The 17251-nt window shown below is 70.8% G+C and carries 16 protein-coding genes; 7 read left to right on the top strand and 9 right to left on the bottom strand.

The window, feature by feature from the left end; translation table 11 throughout:
• Positions 1-8: 8 nt before the first annotated feature.
• The 5 genes from AB6A69_RS10950 to AB6A69_RS10930 form a co-directional block, all read right to left on the bottom strand.
• Positions 9-785, bottom strand: coding sequence for a sulfotransferase family protein (locus tag AB6A69_RS10950; protein ID WP_371060792.1), 777 nt, complete (start codon positions 783-785; stop codon positions 9-11).
• Positions 786-792: 7 nt separating this feature from the next.
• Positions 793-2142, bottom strand: a complete 1350-nt coding sequence (locus tag AB6A69_RS10945) for a lytic murein transglycosylase (protein ID WP_371060791.1) — start codon at positions 2140-2142, stop codon at positions 793-795.
• A 99-nt stretch (positions 2143-2241) separates the two neighbouring features.
• On the bottom strand, positions 2242-4497 hold the full coding sequence (gene rnr, locus AB6A69_RS10940; RefSeq protein WP_371060790.1) for a ribonuclease R: 2256 nt from the start codon (positions 4495-4497) through the stop codon (positions 2242-2244).
• Between the two features lie 146 nt (positions 4498-4643).
• Positions 4644-5789: a succinyl-diaminopimelate desuccinylase gene (gene dapE, locus AB6A69_RS10935; RefSeq protein ID WP_371060789.1), complete on the bottom strand. Its 1146-nt coding sequence runs from the start codon at positions 5787-5789 to the stop codon at positions 4644-4646.
• A 95-nt stretch (positions 5790-5884) separates the two neighbouring features.
• Positions 5885-6223: a hypothetical protein gene (locus tag AB6A69_RS10930; RefSeq protein WP_371038714.1), complete on the bottom strand. Its 339-nt coding sequence runs from the start codon at positions 6221-6223 to the stop codon at positions 5885-5887.
• Between the two features lie 128 nt (positions 6224-6351).
• Here AB6A69_RS10930 and AB6A69_RS10925 point away from each other — a divergent pair, with 128 nt between their 5' ends.
• Together AB6A69_RS10925 and AB6A69_RS10920 are read left to right on the top strand one after the other, a co-directional pair.
• On the top strand, positions 6352-7374 hold the full coding sequence (locus AB6A69_RS10925) for an aspartate-semialdehyde dehydrogenase (protein WP_371038713.1): 1023 nt from the start codon (positions 6352-6354) through the stop codon (positions 7372-7374).
• Positions 7375-7551: 177 nt separating this feature from the next.
• Positions 7552-7908: a hypothetical protein gene (locus AB6A69_RS10920; protein ID WP_371060788.1), complete on the top strand. Its 357-nt coding sequence runs from the start codon at positions 7552-7554 to the stop codon at positions 7906-7908.
• Positions 7909-7911: 3 nt separating this feature from the next.
• On the opposite strand, the gene AB6A69_RS10915 is transcribed toward AB6A69_RS10920, so the two are convergent.
• Positions 7912-8565: a carbonic anhydrase gene (locus AB6A69_RS10915; RefSeq protein ID WP_371060787.1), complete on the bottom strand. Its 654-nt coding sequence runs from the start codon at positions 8563-8565 to the stop codon at positions 7912-7914.
• A 180-nt stretch (positions 8566-8745) separates the two neighbouring features.
• Between AB6A69_RS10915 and AB6A69_RS10910 the strand changes: the two genes are divergently transcribed.
• Complete coding sequence (locus AB6A69_RS10910; protein WP_371055588.1) at positions 8746-10137, top strand: M17 family metallopeptidase; 1392 nt, start codon at positions 8746-8748, stop codon at positions 10135-10137.
• On the top strand, positions 10134-11018 hold the full coding sequence (locus AB6A69_RS10905) for a C40 family peptidase (RefSeq protein ID WP_371060786.1): 885 nt from the start codon (positions 10134-10136) through the stop codon (positions 11016-11018). Before AB6A69_RS10910 ends, AB6A69_RS10905 begins: the two co-directional genes overlap by 4 nt.
• Here AB6A69_RS10905 and AB6A69_RS10900 read toward each other — a convergent pair.
• From AB6A69_RS10900 to paaZ, 3 genes are read right to left on the bottom strand one after another with little or no spacing between them, the layout of a single operon-like run.
• Positions 10966-11304: a DUF2794 domain-containing protein gene (locus AB6A69_RS10900; RefSeq protein ID WP_371060785.1), complete on the bottom strand. Its 339-nt coding sequence runs from the start codon at positions 11302-11304 to the stop codon at positions 10966-10968. The genes AB6A69_RS10905 and AB6A69_RS10900 overlap by 53 nt on opposite strands.
• A 32-nt stretch (positions 11305-11336) precedes the next feature.
• Positions 11337-12152: a PaaX family transcriptional regulator C-terminal domain-containing protein gene (locus tag AB6A69_RS10895; protein WP_371060784.1), complete on the bottom strand. Its 816-nt coding sequence runs from the start codon at positions 12150-12152 to the stop codon at positions 11337-11339.
• Positions 12153-12171: 19 nt separating this feature from the next.
• Positions 12172-14199: a phenylacetic acid degradation bifunctional protein PaaZ gene (paaZ, locus tag AB6A69_RS10890; RefSeq protein ID WP_371060783.1), complete on the bottom strand. Its 2028-nt coding sequence runs from the start codon at positions 14197-14199 to the stop codon at positions 12172-12174.
• Positions 14200-14315: 116 nt separating this feature from the next.
• Between paaZ and paaI the strand changes: the two genes are divergently transcribed.
• The 3 genes from paaI to paaK are packed head-to-tail and all read left to right on the top strand — an operon-like array spanning position 14316 to position 17250.
• Positions 14316-14747 (top strand): hydroxyphenylacetyl-CoA thioesterase PaaI, encoded by a 432-nt coding sequence (paaI, locus tag AB6A69_RS10885; protein WP_371055593.1) that lies wholly within the window; start codon positions 14316-14318, stop codon positions 14745-14747.
• A complete protein-coding gene (pcaF, locus tag AB6A69_RS10880) occupies positions 14744-15937 on the top strand; it encodes a 3-oxoadipyl-CoA thiolase (protein ID WP_371060782.1) in 1194 nt (397 codons plus the stop codon). Before paaI ends, pcaF begins: the two co-directional genes overlap by 4 nt.
• On the top strand, positions 15937-17250 hold the full coding sequence (paaK, locus tag AB6A69_RS10875) for a phenylacetate--CoA ligase PaaK (RefSeq protein WP_371060781.1): 1314 nt from the start codon (positions 15937-15939) through the stop codon (positions 17248-17250). Before pcaF ends, paaK begins: the two co-directional genes overlap by 1 nt.
• The last annotated feature ends 1 nt before the right edge of the window (position 17251 follow it).

The following is a 17251-nucleotide window of genomic DNA, read 5'->3' as shown; positions in this document are numbered from 1 at the left end:
TTGCCCTGTCAGGCCGTGACGTCCCGCACGGGGTAGCCCAGTTCCGAGAAATCACGCGCGAAGAGCCGCGACACGATCTCCGCCGCATGCGGGGTGTAGTGCCGGGCGATCTCTCCTTCGGCGCCGGTGCTTTTGGGGCCCTTGCGCTGCAATTCGCCGAGCGGCGCGCCGAAAAGCCTGCGGTGAATCGTGTCGAGATCGGCTTGCAGCGCCTCCAGACGCGCAACCATGTCGAAGCGATCCAGCGGCAATACCAGCCCATCGACCTGCGGCGCCCAGTGATTGTCCGCATGCAGCCCGCCATCGTCGAGATACTTGCAGAAGTCCTCGAAGCTCGGCGTTTCGATGCCGTGCCGCGCGAACCACCGCCACGGACCGCGTCGCTGCGTGCGCGGTTTCATGACCTTGTCGAGAAACGCCGAAAGCGTACGCGTGTAGGGGTCGCGCAAGATGACGAACTTGAAATAGTCGGTCTCGACCGCGCGCACCTGCGCCGCCGAAAGCCGGGAGGGCCTCACGAAACGATGCTTCGGCGAGACCGCGTCGTCCGGGCCGAAGATGCGGTTCGCAAGAAGGCTCGTGACGGTGCTGTTGGCGTTCTTCGGAAGACGATTGTAGAGGAAGCCGGTCTGCGGACAGACCACGACGCGCATGTCGACCTCGCTCCACCAAAGGTCGCCGCGATAGGGGTGGCGCCGGTAGAATGGCGTCAGGCGGTTCGCCGTGCCGCCGATCAGTCTGTTCGCGAGGCCAAGTCCCGGATACGGGTGTTGCGCCTGGGTCATTGGCAGCTCATCTCAGCCGCTCGAGCAGCGCGAGCGAGGCGTAGCCGTCGGGCACGATGCCGCGGGACTGCTGGAAGGCGCGTACCGCCGCGATCGTCAGCGGCCCGATGCGGCCGTCGACGCCTTGCGTGTCGAACCCCGCGCTGGTCAGCCGGCGCTGCATCTCCTTGCGCTCGTCGTAGGTGAGCGCCCGGTCCCCGCGCGGCCAGCCGCCCCGGAACGGCGGCCCGCCCCGCAGCCGGTCGGAAAGATGGCCCACGCCGATCACGTAGGCGTCGGCGGTGTTGTAGCGCTCCAGCACCTCGAAATTCTTGAAGATCAGGAACGCCGCGCCCTTCGATCCTGCCGGCAGCAGCACCGAGGCCGCGCCGAAATCCCGCACCGGGCGGCCGTCCATGCCGACCACGCCGCGCCTTGCCCAGTCAGACGGCATCTTCAGGATCTCGCGATCCGCGAGGCGGTAGTCGAAGCCTTGCGGGAGCTGCACCTCGACGCCCCAGGGCATGCCCTTCACCCAGCCGAAATGCTTCAGGTAGGCGGCGGTCGAGGCGAGCGCGTCGGTCGGATCCTCGCCCCAGATCTCGCGCCGGCCGTCGCCGTCGAAATCCTCCGCATGGGCTAGGTAGGAGGTGGGCATGAACTGGGTGTGGCCCATCGCCCCGGCCCAGCTGCCCCGCATGTTGCGCGCGGTGGTGTCGCCGCTTTGCAGGATCTTCAGCGCGGCCACGAGCTGCTCCTCGAAGAAGGCGCCGCGGCGGCCGTCGAAGGCCAGCGTCGCCATCGCTTCGATCACGTCGGTTTCGCCCCGGAATGTGCCGTAAGCCGATTCCAACCCCCAGATCGCGGCGACGACCTCCTTCTCGACGCCGTAGCGCGCCTCGATGCGCGCCAGCGTGGCGCCGTGGCGCTCGAGCGCGGCGCGCCCGTTGCGGATGCGCGTCTCGGAGACGGCGCTGTCGAGGTAGTCCCAGATCGTCTTGGTGAACTCCGACTGGTTGCGGTCGCGCTCGATGATCGCGGCGTCGTAGCGCACGCCGCGGAAGGCCGCGTCGAACACATCGTCGCGGATCCCCTGGGCGCGGGCTCGGAACCCGCCGATCCAGTCGCGGAAGGCGGCGTCCTTGGCGGCGGGCACGGGCATCCTGTTCTCCGTCGCGACGGTCACGAGGTCGGCAGGCCGGTGGCGCGGCCGCAGTGACGTGCCCGGCAGGAACACGGCCATCGCGGGCCGAAGCTCCGTGGTGAGCGCGGCGGCGGCGCGTGCCTCGGGGCGGGGCGACGCGTCGGGGCCCGCGGCTGCCGGAACGGGAAGCAGTGTCGCGGCCGCAAGAAGGCCGGCGGAACGGAGACGGGTCATGGGCTGCTCGGCTCGCTATGTTTTCCCCGACAATAGCGCGAACCCGCCGGTTCCGAAAGCGGCCCGTCGCCGGGCCGCCGGCGAGCGGCGGGCGCTCGCCTAGCGGCGCGCCTTCCGCGTGACCTTGCGCTTGGTCTTGGCGTCCTTGTGCTGGGCGCGCTGGGCCTTGCGCTTCGGCGGCTTGCCCCGCGGCGCCGAGGGGCGCGGCATCTTCCGGTCCTCGAGCTCGACCAGTTCGAGCGCGAGCCCGCCGGTCACCGGCGCGGCCTCCGTCAGGCGGACGGTGACCCTCTGGCCCACCGAGATCTTCGTGCCGGTGTCCGCGCCCATGAGCGTGCCGCTGTCGCGGTCGAAGTGGAAATACTCGTGCCCCAGCGCGCGCATCGGCACGAGCCCGTCGGCGCCGGTCTCGTCGAGCTTCACGAAGACGCCGAAACGCGCGATGCCGCTGATGCGCCCGGTGAACTCCGCGCCCACCCGGTCCGACAGGTAGGCGGCGAGGTAGCGGTCGTTGGTGTCGCGCTCGGCCATCATCGAGCGGCGCTCGGTCTCGGAGATGTGCGTCGCGGTCTGCTCCAGCCGGTCGATCTCTTCCCGCGACAGCCCGTCGTCGCCCCAGCCATGGGCGGTGATGAGCGCGCGATGCACCACGAGGTCGGCGTAGCGGCGGATCGGCGAGGTGAAATGCGCGTAGGACTGCAGCGCCAGCCCGAAATGCCCGAAATTCGCGGGCGAGTAATAGGCCTGCGTCATCGACCGCAGGGTGGAAAGATTGATGAGTTCGGCCTCATCGCTTCCCGCCGCCTGGTCGAGCAGGCGGTTGAGGTGCTCGGTCTTCAGCACCTGGCCCTTGGCCAGCGTGAAGCCCGCGGCCTCGGCGGTGTCGCGCAGGCTTTCGAGCTTCTCCGGCGAGGGCTCCTCGTGCACGCGGAAGAGCAGCGGGGACTTGCGCGCGATCAGCGTCTCGGCGGCGGCCACGTTGGCCAGCACCATGAACTCCTCGATGAGGCGGTGCGCGTCGAGCCGGTCGCGGAAATTCACCGAGACGACCTTGCCCTCCTCGGACAGTTCCACTTTGCGCTCGGGCAGGTCGAGGTCGAGGGGCTGACGCGCCTCGCGCGCCCGGACGAGCGCGCGGTAGGCCGCGAAGAGGGGGTGAACGACCTCGTCCACCAGCGGTCCCGTCCGGTCGTCCGGCGCGCCGTCCTCGGCGGCCTGGACCTGTTCGTAGGTGAGCGAGGCCGCCGACCGCATCAGCCCGCGCTGGAAGCGGTGCGAGATCTTGCGCCCGGCGGTGTCGATCTGCATGCGCACCGCGATCACCGGGCGCGGCACGCCCTCGTGCAACGAGCAGAGATCGCCCGACAGCCGGTCGGGCAGCATCGGCACCACGCGGTCGGGAAAGTAGCTGGAGTTGCCGCGTTTCTTCGCCTCGCGGTCGAGGGTGGAACCGGGCCGCACGAAATGCGCCACGTCGGCGATAGCGACCCAGATGACGTGCCCGCCCGCGTTCCTCGGGTCGTCGTCGGCATGGGCCCAGACCGCGTCGTCGTGGTCGCGCGCGTCGGACGGATCGATGGTGACGAGCGGCAGCTCGCGCAGGTCCTCGCGGCCGGAGAGCCCGGCGGGCTTCATCCGGTCGGCTTCCTCCACCACCTCGTCGGGGAAGTCGTGCGGGATGCCGTGCTGGTGGATCGCGATGAGCGAGACGGCCCTGGGCGCGGAAGGATCGCCCAGCCGTTCCAGGATGCGCGCGCGGGGCAGGCCCATGCGGCCCGCCGGACCCGCCTGTTCGGCCTCGACGAGTTCGCCGTCCTTCGCGCCCAGCGTGGCGCCCTGCGCCACGGTCCACTCCTTGCCGTCGCCCTTGTCGATGGGCACGATCCGCCCGCCCTCGGCCCGCGCGCGGAAGATGCCCAGAACGCGGCGCGGGTTCGATCCGATCCGGCGGATCAGGCGGGCCTCGTAGTTGTGCTCTCCGCCCTTCACGCGGGTGAGGCGCGCCAGGATGCGGTCGCCCTCGCCGAGGGCGGGATCGCTCGCGCGCGGGACGAAAAGGACACGCGGCTCCACCCCCTCGCCGTGCCATTCCAGCGGGCGGGCGAACAGGTCGCCGTCGGCGTCCGGCGCGAGAACCTGCAGCACCGTCACCGGCGGCAGGCTTTCGGGGTCGCGGTAGGTCTTCTTGCGCTTCTCGAGATGACCCTCGGCCTCGAGCTCCTTGAGCAGGCGCTTGAGGTCGATCCGTTCGGCGCCCTTGAGGCCGAAGGCCTTGGCGATGTCGCGCTTGGAATTGAGCGTCGGGTGCTCCTCGATCCAGCGCAGGATCTCGTCCTTGGAGGGAAGTGTGCTCATGGGCTCGGCGTATCACGTCGCGGAAAAGGCGTCATCGCGAAATGGCGCCCGGGCCGCCCCTCGGGCGGGGCGCGGGCGCCGGGCGGCTGCGGTGGCGCGGTGGTCTGGCAAAAGGCGCATCGGGCGATGCGGCCCCGGTGAAAGGATCAGGCGAAGAAGTCGCGGAGGATCCGCGCGTAGATCGCCTTCAGGCTGTGGATGTGGGGAAGCGGCACATGCTCGTCAACCTGGTGCATGGACTTGCCCACGAGGCCGAACTCCACCACCGGGCAGTGATCCTTGACGAAGCGTGCGTCAGAGGTGCCCCCGGAGGTGGACAGTTCCGGCGTGACGCCGGTCTCCGCCTCGACCGCGCGCGCGACGAGATCGGAGAACGGCCCGGGGGGCGTCAGGAACGCCTCGCCAGAGACGGAAATCCGCAGATCGATGCCGACGCCGAAGGTCTCGGCCACCGCCGCCGCCTCGGACCGGAGCCAGGCGGACAGGCTTTCGCCCGTGTGGCGGTCGTTGAAGCGGACGTTCACCGTGGCGCGGCAGGCTGCGGGGATCACGTTGGTGGCGGGGTTGCCGGTGTCGATGGTCACGACGGCGAGGGTGGACGGGTCGAAATGCTCCGTCCCGTTGTCGAGCTCGGCCGAGGCCAGACGGTCCATCAGCCGCGCCATCGCCGGCAGCGGGTTCTTCGCGCGATGGGGGTAGGCCGCGTGCCCCTGCACGCCAGTCACCGTGAAGACGGCGTTGAGCGATCCGCGCCGCCCGATCTTCACCGTGTCGCCGAGGCGCTCGCGGCTGGTGGGCTCGCCCACCAGGCAGACCGACATCGCCTCGCCCTCGGCGGCCATCCAGTCCAGAAGCGCCGCGGTGCCGTCCACCGCCGGGCCTTCCTCGTCGCCGGTGATGGCGAGCAGGATTGCGCCGTCCCCGGGCGGGGTCTCCTGCACGAAATCCACCGCGGCGGCGGCGAAGGCGGCCACGCCTGATTTCATGTCGGTGGCGCCCCGCCCGTAAAGCACGCCGTCCCGCTCCTCCGCGGCGAAGGGCGGCACCGACCAGGCGTCCTCGTCGCCCACGGGCACCACGTCGGTATGCCCGTTGAAGCCGAAGCTCCGCACCGCGCCCTTCTCGCCCCAGCGCGCGAGAAGATTGGCGACGCCGCCACGGTCGACCCGGACGCACCGGAAGCCGGCCCCGGAGAGCAGCGACTCGAGCAGCGCGAGCGCCCCGCCCTCCTCGGGCGTGACGGAGGGGCAGCGGACCAGGTCGGCGGTCAGGCGGGCTGGATCGGTGGCCATGTGCGTCGCTCCGCGGCAGGTCGAACTCGCTGGGCGCCTAGCGCGGATCGCGGGCGAGGGCAAATGCGACGATGCCCGCGCGGCCCGGTTCCGGCTCAGTCTTCCGTCGCGGACGCCCCGTCGTGAAGCGGCGTCATCTGGGCGACGATGACGGCGTTCTCGTCGCGGGCGCGCGCCATGAGGTCTTCTTCCTCGGCGGGGATGTCATGACCGGCGGCGCGGCGTTCCGCGGCGGTGCCGTAAGCGGTGACATCGAGGGGCGCGAGGCCCGCCTGGCGCAGCACCGCCACCGTCTCGCGCACCGCCTCCGCCTCGTCGACGCCCGACGCGTAGCAGACGAGCGCGGCGCCGCTCGCCGCGTCGGGCAGCCCGTCGCCGGGCTTTCGGCCCACCTCGACGAGAAGCATGAAGACATCGTGGTCGGCGCGGCTCATGGCCGCCCGTATAGCGCCCCGCGCGCCCATGCGCCATCCCCGGCCCTTCCACCCGGCGCGGCGTTCCTGTATCACGCCGCCGATTGCGCGGCGCCCGATGCGGGCGCCGGCCGGGAAAGGAGAGCCGGATGGGCTACAGGATCGCCGTCGTGGGGGCCACGGGCAACGTGGGCCGCGAAATGCTCAACATCCTCGCCGAGCGGGAGTTTCCCGCCGACGAGGTCGCCGCGCTTGCGAGCCGCCGCTCGCTGGGCACCGAGGTGAGCTTCGGGGACCGCACGCTCAAGACCCAGGACCTCGACACGTTCGATTTCACGGGCTGGGACATGGCGCTCTTCGCCATCGGCTCGGACGCCACGAAGACCTACGCGCCGCGGGCCGCCAAGGCCGGATGCGTGGTGATCGACAATTCGTCGCTCTACCGCATGGACCCCGACGTCCCGCTCATCGTGCCCGAGGCGAACGCCGACGCCATCGACGGCTACGCGAAGAAGAACATCATCGCCAACCCGAACTGTTCCACCGCGCAGATGGTGGTGGCGCTGAAGCCCCTGCACGACCGTGCGCGCATCAAGCGGGTGGTGGTTTCGACCTACCAGTCGGTCTCGGGCGCCGGGAAGGAGGGGATGGACGAGCTCTGGGACCAGACCAAGGCCGTCTACAACCCGACCGACGAGATCGCGCCGAAGAAGTTCCAGAAGCAGATCGCCTTCAACGTGATCCCGCATATCGACGTCTTCATGGAGGACGGGTCCACCAAGGAAGAGTGGAAGATGGTGGCGGAGACGAAGAAGATCGTCGACCCCGCTATCAAGGTCACGGCGACCTGCGTGCGGGTGCCGGTCTTCGTCGGTCACGCCGAGGCGATCAACCTCGAGTTCGAGGAGCACCTCGACGAGGACGAGGCACGCGACATCCTGCGCCAGTCGCCGGGGATCATGGTGATCGACAAGCGCGAGGACGGCGGCTACGTCACGCCGGTCGAGTGCGTCGGCGATTTCGCCACCTTCGTCAGCCGGATCCGCCAGGACCCGACGATCGACAACGGGCTCAACATCTGGGTCGTGTCGGACAATCTCCGGAAGGGCGCGGCGCTCAACGCCGTGCAGATCGCCGAATTGCTGGGCAGCCGCTGTCTGAAGAAAGGCTGAAGCCGCCGATCGCGTTGCAGAAATGCGGCCTTGCGGCGGCGACGTGGCACGTCGCCGCCGAGTTTCCTGTTTTGGGCCTCATTGCCGCGCTACTCTGCCGCTACCGTAAGCGGGAGCGACAACCCGCGGCCGTGCGAGGCAGACGTGACACGAGGCAGGAAAACGAGGCCGGCGCCCATGGATCTTGACGGCAGGCAGGACGCCGCCGACCGCGCGGAAGAGGATCTCTTCACCCGGTGGCGCCATGACGGCGCAGAGATGGATTGCGAGACCGCGACGCTTCTGCGCGCGCACCTCGCCCCGCTTTTCGAAGAGGCCGAAAGCTGGCGGGCGCTGCGTGCGGAACTTGCGGCGCGGGGGCTGAAGCTCGCGATCCGGGGCGGCCGGCTCACGGTGATCGGCGCGGCGAGCGGGCGGGCGATCTGCACCGCCTCCTTCCTGGGCGTGCCGCTTGCCGCGCTATCGGCGCGTCTGGGTCGCCCTTGCGTGGTCGCGCTGCCGGGCTCTGACGCGGCGGGCGAGTTCCTCAACTGACCGTCAGAGCGGGCGGAAGCCGCCCGCGTGTGGATCGTAGGATTCCAGCGCGCCCTCCCCGATCTCCGTCCAGAGCCCGTGGACGCTGAGCTGTCCCGCGTCGACGGCGTCCGACACGAACGGGAAGCTCATCAGGTTCTCCAGCGAGATCACCACCGCGGCCTTTTCCAGCGCGCGGGCCTGCGCCTCGGGGTCGGTTTCGTCCTTCACGCGCTCCCAGCCGGGGCGAAGGATGTCCATCCAGCGGCCCACGAAGCTCGACGCATCCTCCAGCTCGGGCGCATGACCCCGGCACATCTGGATGCAGCCCTGCACCCCGCCGCAGTTCGAGTGTCCGAGCACGATCAGGTGCGCGACATGCAGCGCGTTCACGGCGTATTCCACCGCCGCCGAGGTGCCGTGATGATGGCCGCCCGGCTCGTAGGGCGGCACGAGGTTGGCGACGTTGCGGTGGATGAAGAACTCTCCCTGGTCCGCGCCGAAGATCGAGGTGACGTGGACCCGGCTGTCGCAGCAGGAGATCACCATGGCGCGGGGGTGCTGGCCCTCGCGCGCGAGGTGCTTGTACCAGGCGCGGTTCTGGGCGTAGCCGGTCGCCTTCCAGCCGTGATAGCGCTGGACGAGATAGGCGGGCAGCGGCGTGGCGCGGGTCTTCATGGTGCGGCTGGGCCTCCCCGGGGCGCGGTCGGACACCGCCGATACGCCCTTTGACGACCGAATTCGAGCGGAATTTTCCGTCGCGCGCAATCCTTCGTCATGCCGCGCCGCGCCGCAACCCCTTGCGGGCGGCGGACGCGCCGCTAGGCTGACGCCGCCCATCGCAGGAGGATCGCGCCCATGACACTCGCCTTCGCCCCAGCGGACGCCGCGGCGCTGCCGCTCTGGCTCGTGCAGTGCGACGAGATCGAGACGTGGCGCGCCGGCCTGCCCGAGACGCAGCAGGCCTGGGCGCGCGCGGCCGGATTCGGCGGCGGCCTCGGCGAGGCGCTGCTGCTGCCCGGACCCGATGGCGCGCCCGCGGCCGCGGCCGCGGGATACGGGACGCCGGCGCAGCGGCGGCGCGAGCGTTTCGCGCTGGCCGCCGCGGCGGGCGCCCTGCCGCCGGGGGACTACCGCCTTGCCGCGCCGCTCCCCGCCGGGACGGCCGAGGCCGAATCGCTGGGCTGGCTGCTCGCCGGTTACCGTTTCGACCGGTACCGCGCGGGGTCGGAACCGCCGAAGCCGCGCCGCCTCGTGGCGCCGGAGGGCGTGGACGCCGCGCGGGTGGAGCGGTTCGCCGCCGGCGAGGCGCTTGCCCGCGACCTCGTGAACACGCCGGCCGCAGACATGGGGCCGGGCGCGCTGGAAGCGGCCTGTGCCGAGCTTGCCGGGCAATTCGGCGCCCGCATGACGGTGACGCGGGGCGAGGCGCTGGCGCCGGCCAACCTGCCCATGATCCACGCCGTGGGCCGGGCGGGACCGGAGGAGCCGCGCCTCGTCGACATGTCCTGGGGCGAGACGGGGCCAAGGCTGACGCTGGTGGGCAAGGGCGTCTGTTTCGACACGGGCGGGCTCAACCTCAAACCCGCGCAGGGCATGGCGCTGATGAAGAAGGACATGGGCGGCGCGGCCACGGTGCTCGGCCTCGCGCGGATGATTATGGACGCGGGCTGGCCGGTGCGCCTGCGGGTGCTGATCCCGGCGGTCGAGAACGCGGTGGCGGGCCACGCGATGCGGCCGGGCGACATCCTGACCTCGCGCAAGGGGCTGACCGTGGAAATCAACAACACCGACGCGGAAGGTCGGCTGGTGCTCGCCGACGCGCTGGCGCTCGCCGACGAGGAGGCGCCCGAGATCGTCGTCTCCATGGCGACGCTGACCGGCGCGGCGCGCGTGGCGGTGGGGCCCGACCTCGCGCCGTTCTACACCGGCTCGGACGGGCTGGCCCGGGCGCTCTTGGATGGGGGCGCGCGGCTGGCCGACCCGGTGTGGCGGATGCCTTTCCACGACCCCTACGAGACGATGATCGAGCCCGGCATCGCCGATCTCGACAACGCGCCCTCGGGCGGGTTCGCGGGATCGATCACGGCCGCGCTTTTCCTGCGCCGCTTCGTGGAGCAGGCCGGGACCTACGCGCATTTCGACATCTACGGCTGGCAGCCGAAATCCGCGCCCGGCCGCCCGCGCGGCGGTGCCGCGCAGGGCGCGCGGGCGCTCTTCGACGCGCTGCCCGGCGCGCTCGGGCTGTGAGCGACCGCCGCACCACGCCGGTCAACGCCCGCGTGGCGGCGGCGCATCTGGCCGGCCGGGTTGCCGCGCCGCGCTTCGTCGAGGGGGAACCGGCCTCCGTGATCGCGCCGGTGGCCGAGCTTCTCGCGGCGCCCGAAGGCGCGCGCGACCGGCAGCTTCTCTTCGGCGCCCCGGTCACGGTCTACGAGCGGCGCGACGGCTGGGCCTTCGTTCAGGCCGAGGCGGACGGCTATGTGGGCTATCTGGCCGAAACCTGTCTGGGAGAGCCCGCACATCCCACGCACCGGGTCGCGGCGCACGCCACGCATCTCTACCCCGCGGCGGACATGAAGCGGCGCGAGCGGAGGGCGCTCAGCCTCGGCGCGCGCGTCGTCGTCACCGGCGTCTCCGGGCGTTTCGCCGAGACGCCCGGTGGCTTCGTGCCGTCCTGCCATCTCGCACCGCTCGACACGCCCGAGGCCGATCCGGTCGCCGTCGCCGCCCGGCTTCTGGGCACGCCCTACCTCTGGGGCGGGAATTCCGCGTGGGGCATCGACTGTTCCGGCCTCGTCCAGATCGCCTGCACCGCCTGCGGCATCGTCTGCCCCGGCGACAGCGACATGCAGGAGGCGGCGCTGGGCAGGCTGCTCGGGGAAGACGCGCCGCTTCGCAGGGGCGACCTGCTGTTCTGGAAAGGGCATGTGGCCTGGGTGGCGGACCCTGAGACGCTCCTCCACGCCAACGCCCACCACATGGCCGTGACCGAAGAACCGCTTCGGGAAGCCCTTGCCCGGATCGAGGCGCAGGGCGACGGGCCGGTGACCGCGCGCAAGCGTCTCGGCCGAGCCGCTACTCCACCGCCCGGATCAGCTTTCGTTCGAGGACCCGGAGCACCGTCTTGAGGTCGTGCCCGCGCTTCAGGATGCGGCCGTCCATGCCGATCACCGCGTATTGTCCCTGCCGGGCCCGCAGCTTCGGCCGCTTCTCAATCCGGTAGAGGGGGTGTTCCGCGGTGCGACGGAACACCGAGAAGATCGCGGCCTCCCGCAGCGTCGAGATGCCGTAGTCGCGCCACTCCCCGGCGGCGACCATGCGGCCGTAGAGCGACAGGATCACGCCCAGTTCGGCGCGGTCGAAGGCGATGCGGTCGGGCGCGCTGGCGGCGTGCAGGGGCGTGAAGGAGTTCATCTGCGGAAGATTTGCGCCCTTCGCGTCACAAATCAAGCCTGCGCTGGCCCGCCGAAGCGTGCGGCCGTCGCCGGCCCGGCGGGCGGCATGGGCGGCACGTCGTCGAGCGGGGTGTCGAACCACGCGTCGGCGGCGGGGGTCAGCGCGTGATAAATCCGGGCAACCGCGGCGCGCGGGCTCGCCGCCGCCCGGGGCCGCAGCGCCTCGGGCAGAAGTTCCGCGGGCGGTTCCGGCCAGCGCAGCACCAGCCGCCGCCAGCGGTGCACGAGAAGCGTGCGCGCCGCGGCGGCGTCGAGAGGCCCCATCTCCGGCCCGTCGAGCGCGGCGACGTCCGCGAGAAGCGCGGCGATCGCGGCCTGCTGTTCGGGCGGCAAGAGCGCCTCGCGCATCCCGGGCGCGAGGGCGGAAAGCTGCCCGGTGACGGCGAGGGTGGCGCCCTCCGGCGCCCTGCCGGGCAGAAGCCGGAGGCCCGGGGCGACCGGGAACCCTGCCTCCTCCTCGCAGCCCTGGCAGAGCGTCCATTCCGTGACGGGCGCCGTCACCGGCGGGGCATAGATCCGCGCGGTCGCGGGCGCGAAGCGGGCGAGCCCCTCGGCGCTCAGCCGGTAGCGGCTGTGACGCCCCGTGCGCTCGGTCTCGACCCAGCCGTCGCGGCGTAGCCGCGAGAGCGCGGTGCGAAGCGTGCCGGAGGTGATGCCGACACGCTCCATCAGACGCTGAAGGCGCACCGTGGCGATGCTGCCGCCGCGTGGCTGGACGCTGTCGCCGAAGACCGTGATGACGAGCGACCAGACGCGCGGGCGGCTTTCGGCGTGAAGCGCGGCGATGACGGGGGCGAGCGGGTCCATCCCCGCGCTCTACCCCGGATCAGCGGGAATAGGAAACCATCGTGAGAAGCTCGTAATTGGCGACCTGCTCGCCCTCCTGGTTGGTCATCGCCACGTCCCAGGCGACCTCGCCGTAATCGTCGGTGCGGCGGGTCTTGCGCTTGACCGTCAGGCGCACCTTCACGCAGTCGCCGGGGCTGACCGGCTTCTGGAAAGACAGTGCGTTCAATCCGGTGTTGGCGAGCACCGGGCCCGGGTCCGGCTGCACGAAGAGGCCGGCGGCGAAGGACAGGAGCAGGTAGCCGTGCGCCACGCGGCCCGGGAAGAAGGGGTTCGCCCGCGCCGCGTCCTCGTCCATGTGGGCGTAGAAGGTATCTCCGGTGAACTCGGCGAAATGCTCGATGTCCTCGAGCGTGACCTCGCGCTCCGGGGTATGGAGCGTCTCGCCGATCCGAAGCTCGTGGAAGGTGCGCTGGAAGGGATGGGCCGGGCCCGTCTTCTCCGCAGCGCCACGGACCCACTGGCCGCCGATGGCGGTCAGGATATCGGGGCTGCCCTGCACCGCGGTGCGCTGCATGTAGTGGAGCACGCCGCGCACGCCGCCAAGCTCCTCTCCGCCGCCCGCGCGGCCCGGCCCGCCATGGACCATGTGCGGAAGCGGCGATCCGTGACCGGTGGATTCCTTCATCGAGTCGCGGTCGTTGAAGTAGAGCCGGCCGTGCCAGGCCGCGGCCTCGAGCGTGATCTCCCGCGCGACCTCCGGATCGTGGGTGATGACCGAGGCCACGAGCGAGCCTTCCCCGCGATTGGCGAGCGCCGCGGCATGGGCCGGATCGCGGTAGGGCAGGAGCGTGGAGACCGGGCCGAAGGCCTCCACCGCATGGACGGCAGAGGCCGAATCGGGGTCGGGGCAGCGGAAGAGCATGGGCGGCAGGAACGCGCCCTCATGGGTGGCGCCCGAGAGCTCGAACTGCTCCGGGTCGCCGCAGACGCGCTCCACCTCGTGGGCGAAGGCTGCGATCTTCTCCAGCACGTCGGCCTTCTGGTCGGCGGAGGCGAGCGCGCCCATGCGCACGCCCTCGGCCGCCGGGTCGCCCACCGTCGTCTTGCCAAGCCGATCGGAGAGCGCCTCGGCCACCGCGTCGAGCTGCGCCTCGGGCACGATCATGCGGCGCGTGGCGGTGCATTTCTGCCCCGCCTTGGTCGTCATCTCGTTCGCCGCCTCCTTGACGAACAGGTCGAACTCGGGCGTGCCGGGCACCGCGTCGGGGCCGAGGATCGAGGCATTGAGGCTGTCCTGCTCGGCATGGAAGCGCACTGAGCGACGGGTCAGGTTGGGATTGGAGCGCAGCTTCACCGCCGTGTCGGCCGAGCCCGTGAAGCTGACCACGTCCTGCGGCCCGAGGCGATCCAGCAGGTCGCCCGTGCCGCCGACGACGAGCTGCACCGCGCCGTCGGGCAGGATCCCCGACTCGACGATCATGCGAAAGCACGCCTCGGTCAGGTAGCAGGTCTGTGTCGCGGGCTTCACGATGGCGGGCATCCCCGCCAGCAGCGTCGGCGCGAGCTTCTCCAGCATGCCCCAGACCGGAAAGTTGAAGGCGTTGATCTGTACCGCGACGCCCCGAAGCGGCACCGCGACGTGCTGGCCGAGGAAACTTCCGCCCTTTGACAGCTGCTCCACCGCGCCGTCGAGATAGACGTGCCCGTCGGGCATCTCGCGCCGGCCCTTGGAGGCGAAGACGAAGACCGTTCCGATGCCGCCGTCGATGTCCACCGCGCCGTCGCGGCGCGTGGCGCCGGTGAGCGGGTTGAGGGCGTAAAGCTCCTCCTTCCGCTCGTTCAGGTAAGTCGCGAGCGCCTTCAGCATCTTCGCGCGCTCGTGGAACGTCATGGCGCGCAGCGCCGGGCCGCCGGATTGCACTGCCCAGTCGATCATCGCCTGGAAGTCGAGATCGGCGCCGCCGGCGCGGGCGATCTGCCGGCCGTCCACGGGGCCGAGGATCGGGCGGGCCTCAGGCCCTGGCGCGACCCAGTGGCCGGCGGCGTAGCTTTCGGGTGCGAGCATGGGAAACCTCCTCCGGGTGTCGCGGAGAGCATGGGGGCGGCGGCGGCGGAAATCAACACTCTTGACCGTCCGGTCGGTTATGTGCATCGTGCGGCCGATCAGGGGAGGAGGGGCCGGTGACGCCTCAGGAACGCGCCGAGAAGAGCGCCGCGGCCATGTGGGCCAACGACCGCGCGTCGAAGTGGCTCGGCATGTCGCTCGACGCCGTGGGTCCGGGCACCGCTACGCTCAGCTTCGAGGTGCAGGACCATCACCTGAACGGGCACGACATCTGCCACGGCGGCTACATCTTCACGCTCGCCGACAGCGCCTTCGCCTTCGCCTGCAACAGCTACAACACCAACGTCGTGGCGCAGATGAACGTCGTCACCTTCCTGTCGCCGGGCCGGCAGGGCGAACGGCTGAGTGCGGTCTGCCGCGAGGTGAGCCGCGCCGGGCGGTCGGGCATCTACGACGTTGCGGTGACCGCCCCCGACGGGCGCGAGGTGGCGCAGTTCCGCGGCCATTCCCGCCAGATCCAGGGGCAGCATTTCGAGGAGGAGACATGACCGACGCCTATCTCTGCGAGGGGCTTCGCACCCCCATCGGCCGCTTCGGCGGGGCGCTTTCGTCGGTGCGGCCCGACGACATGCTGGCCCATGTCATCCGCGAGGTCGTCGCGCCCTTTCCCGGGCTGTCGGTGGACGAGGTTATCATGGGCTGCGCCAACCAGGCCGGCGAGGACAACCGCAACGTGGCCCGCATGGCGGCCCTTCTGGCCGGGCTCGGAGAGGAGGTGCCGGGCACCACCGTCAACCGGCTCTGCGGCTCGGGCCTCGACGCGGTGGGCATGGCCGCGCGCGCCGTCCGGCTGGGCGAGGCCCAGGTCGTGCTCGCGGGCGGCGTGGAGAGCATGAGCCGCGCGCCCTTCGTGATGCCCAAGGCGGGAAGCGCCTTCTCGCGCCAGGCCGAGATCCACGACACGACCATCGGCTGGCGCTTCGTGAACCCGGAGATGAAGGCGCGCTTCGGCGTCGACTCCATGCCGGAGACGGCCGAGAACGTGGCGGCGGATTTCAACGTCGCGCGCCATGACCAGGACGCCTTCGCGCTGCGCTCGCAGACCCGCGCCATGGCCGCGATCGGGTCGGGGCGGATGGCGCGCGAGATCACGCCCGTCGAGGTGCCCCAGCGCAAGGGCCCGCCGGTGGAGGTCACGCGCGACGAACATCCCCGCGAGACCTCGATCGAGAAACTGGCGAGCCTTCATACCCCCTTCCGCGCGGATGGCTCCGTGACCGCGGGCAACGCCTCGGGCGTGAACGACGGCGCCGCCGCGCTGATCGTGGCCTCCGCCGCGGCGGTGGAGAAATACGGGCTCACCCCCCGCGCGCGCATCGCCGGCATGGCGACGGCGGGCGTTCCGCCGCGCATCATGGGGATGGGGCCGGCGCCCGCGACGAAGAAGTTGATGGAGCGGCACGGGCTGTCGATCGGCGACATCGATCTCGTGGAGCTCAACGAGGCCTTCGCGAGCCAAGCCCTCGCCGTGCTGCGCGAGCTCGGGCTGCCCGACGACGCGGCGCACGTGAACCCCAACGGCGGCGCCATCGCGCTCGGCCATCCGCTGGGGATGTCGGGCGCGCGGCTCGCGCTCACCGCGTCGATCAGCATGAGCGACATCGGGGCAAGGCGCGCCGTCTGCACGATGTGCATCGGCGTGGGACAGGGAATCTCGCTGCTGCTGGAGGCCGTGTGATGGAAGATCTTTCGCCCAAGCCCGGAGACCTCGAACCGATCGAGACCGCCTCGCGCGACGAGATCGCGGCGCTGCAGCTCGAGCGCATGAAATGGTCGCTGCGCCACGCCTACGAGAACGTGCCGTTCTACAAGACGGGTTTCGACGCGGCCGGTGTCCATCCCGACGACCTGAACGAGCTGTCGGACCTCGCGAAGTTCCCCTTCACCGTGAAGACGGACCTGCGCGACAACTACCCCTTCGGCATGTTCGCCGTCCCGCGTGAGCAGGTGGCGCGCATCCACGCCTCCTCGGGAACCACGGGCCAGCCGACGGTGGTGGGATATACCGCAAACGATCTCGACGTCTGGGGCACGGTGGTGGCCCGCTCGCTCCGGGCGGCGGGTCTGCGGCGCGGGAACCTTCTGCACAACGCCTATGGCTACGGCCTCTTCACCGGCGGCCTCGGCGTGCATCTGGGCGCCGAGAAACTGGGGCTGACCACCGTACCCATATCGGGCGGCATGACCCAGCGGCAGGTCCGCCTGATCGAGGATTTCCGCGCCGACGGCATCACCGTCACGCCGTCCTACGCGCTTTCGATCATCGACGAGTATCACGCCCAGGGCCTCGACCCGCGCCGCTCGCCGCTCAAGGTGGGCGTGTTCGGCGCCGAGCCCTGGACCGACGCCATGCGCCGCGAGATCGAGGAGACCTTCGACATGCACGCGGTGGACATCTACGGGCTCTCGGAGGTCATGGGCCCGGGCGTCGCCAACGAATGCGTCGAGACGAAGGACGGGCTGCATGTCTGGGAGGATCATTTCTACCCCGAAGTGATCGACCCGGCGACGGGCGAGGTGCTGCCGGACGGCGAGCGGGGCGAGCTGGTGTTCACCTCGCTGACCAAGGAGGCGTTTCCGATCATCCGCTACCGGACGCGGGACCTCACGCGGCTGATGCCGGGGACCGCGCGTGCGATGCGGCGCATGGAGAAGATCACGGGGCGCTCCGACGACATGATCATCCTGCGCGGCGTCAACGTGTTCCCGACCCAGATCGAGGAGCAGCTGATGACGGTGCAGGGCCTCGCGCCGCATTTCCAGCTGGAACTCGACCGCGTGGGCCACAAGGACGAGATGCGCGTGAAATGCGAATGCACCGCCCTGGCGGCCGAACCCGAGGCGCGGATGCGCGCGGGCCAGGAGTTGCGGCACAAGATCAAGAGCGTGGTTGGCGTGACCGTGGTGGTGGAGGTCGCGGACCCCGGTTCGGTCGCGCGCAGTCAGGGCAAGGCCGTGCGCATCGTGGACAACCGCCCGAAGGACGGCTGAC

This window comes from Rhodosalinus sp. 5P4 (assembly GCF_041365695.1).
In the GTDB taxonomy this organism is placed as follows: domain Bacteria; phylum Pseudomonadota; class Alphaproteobacteria; order Rhodobacterales; family Rhodobacteraceae; genus Rhodosalinus.
Note: the sequence above shows the minus strand (reverse complement) of the source record. Positions and strands in the feature narration are given on the sequence as shown.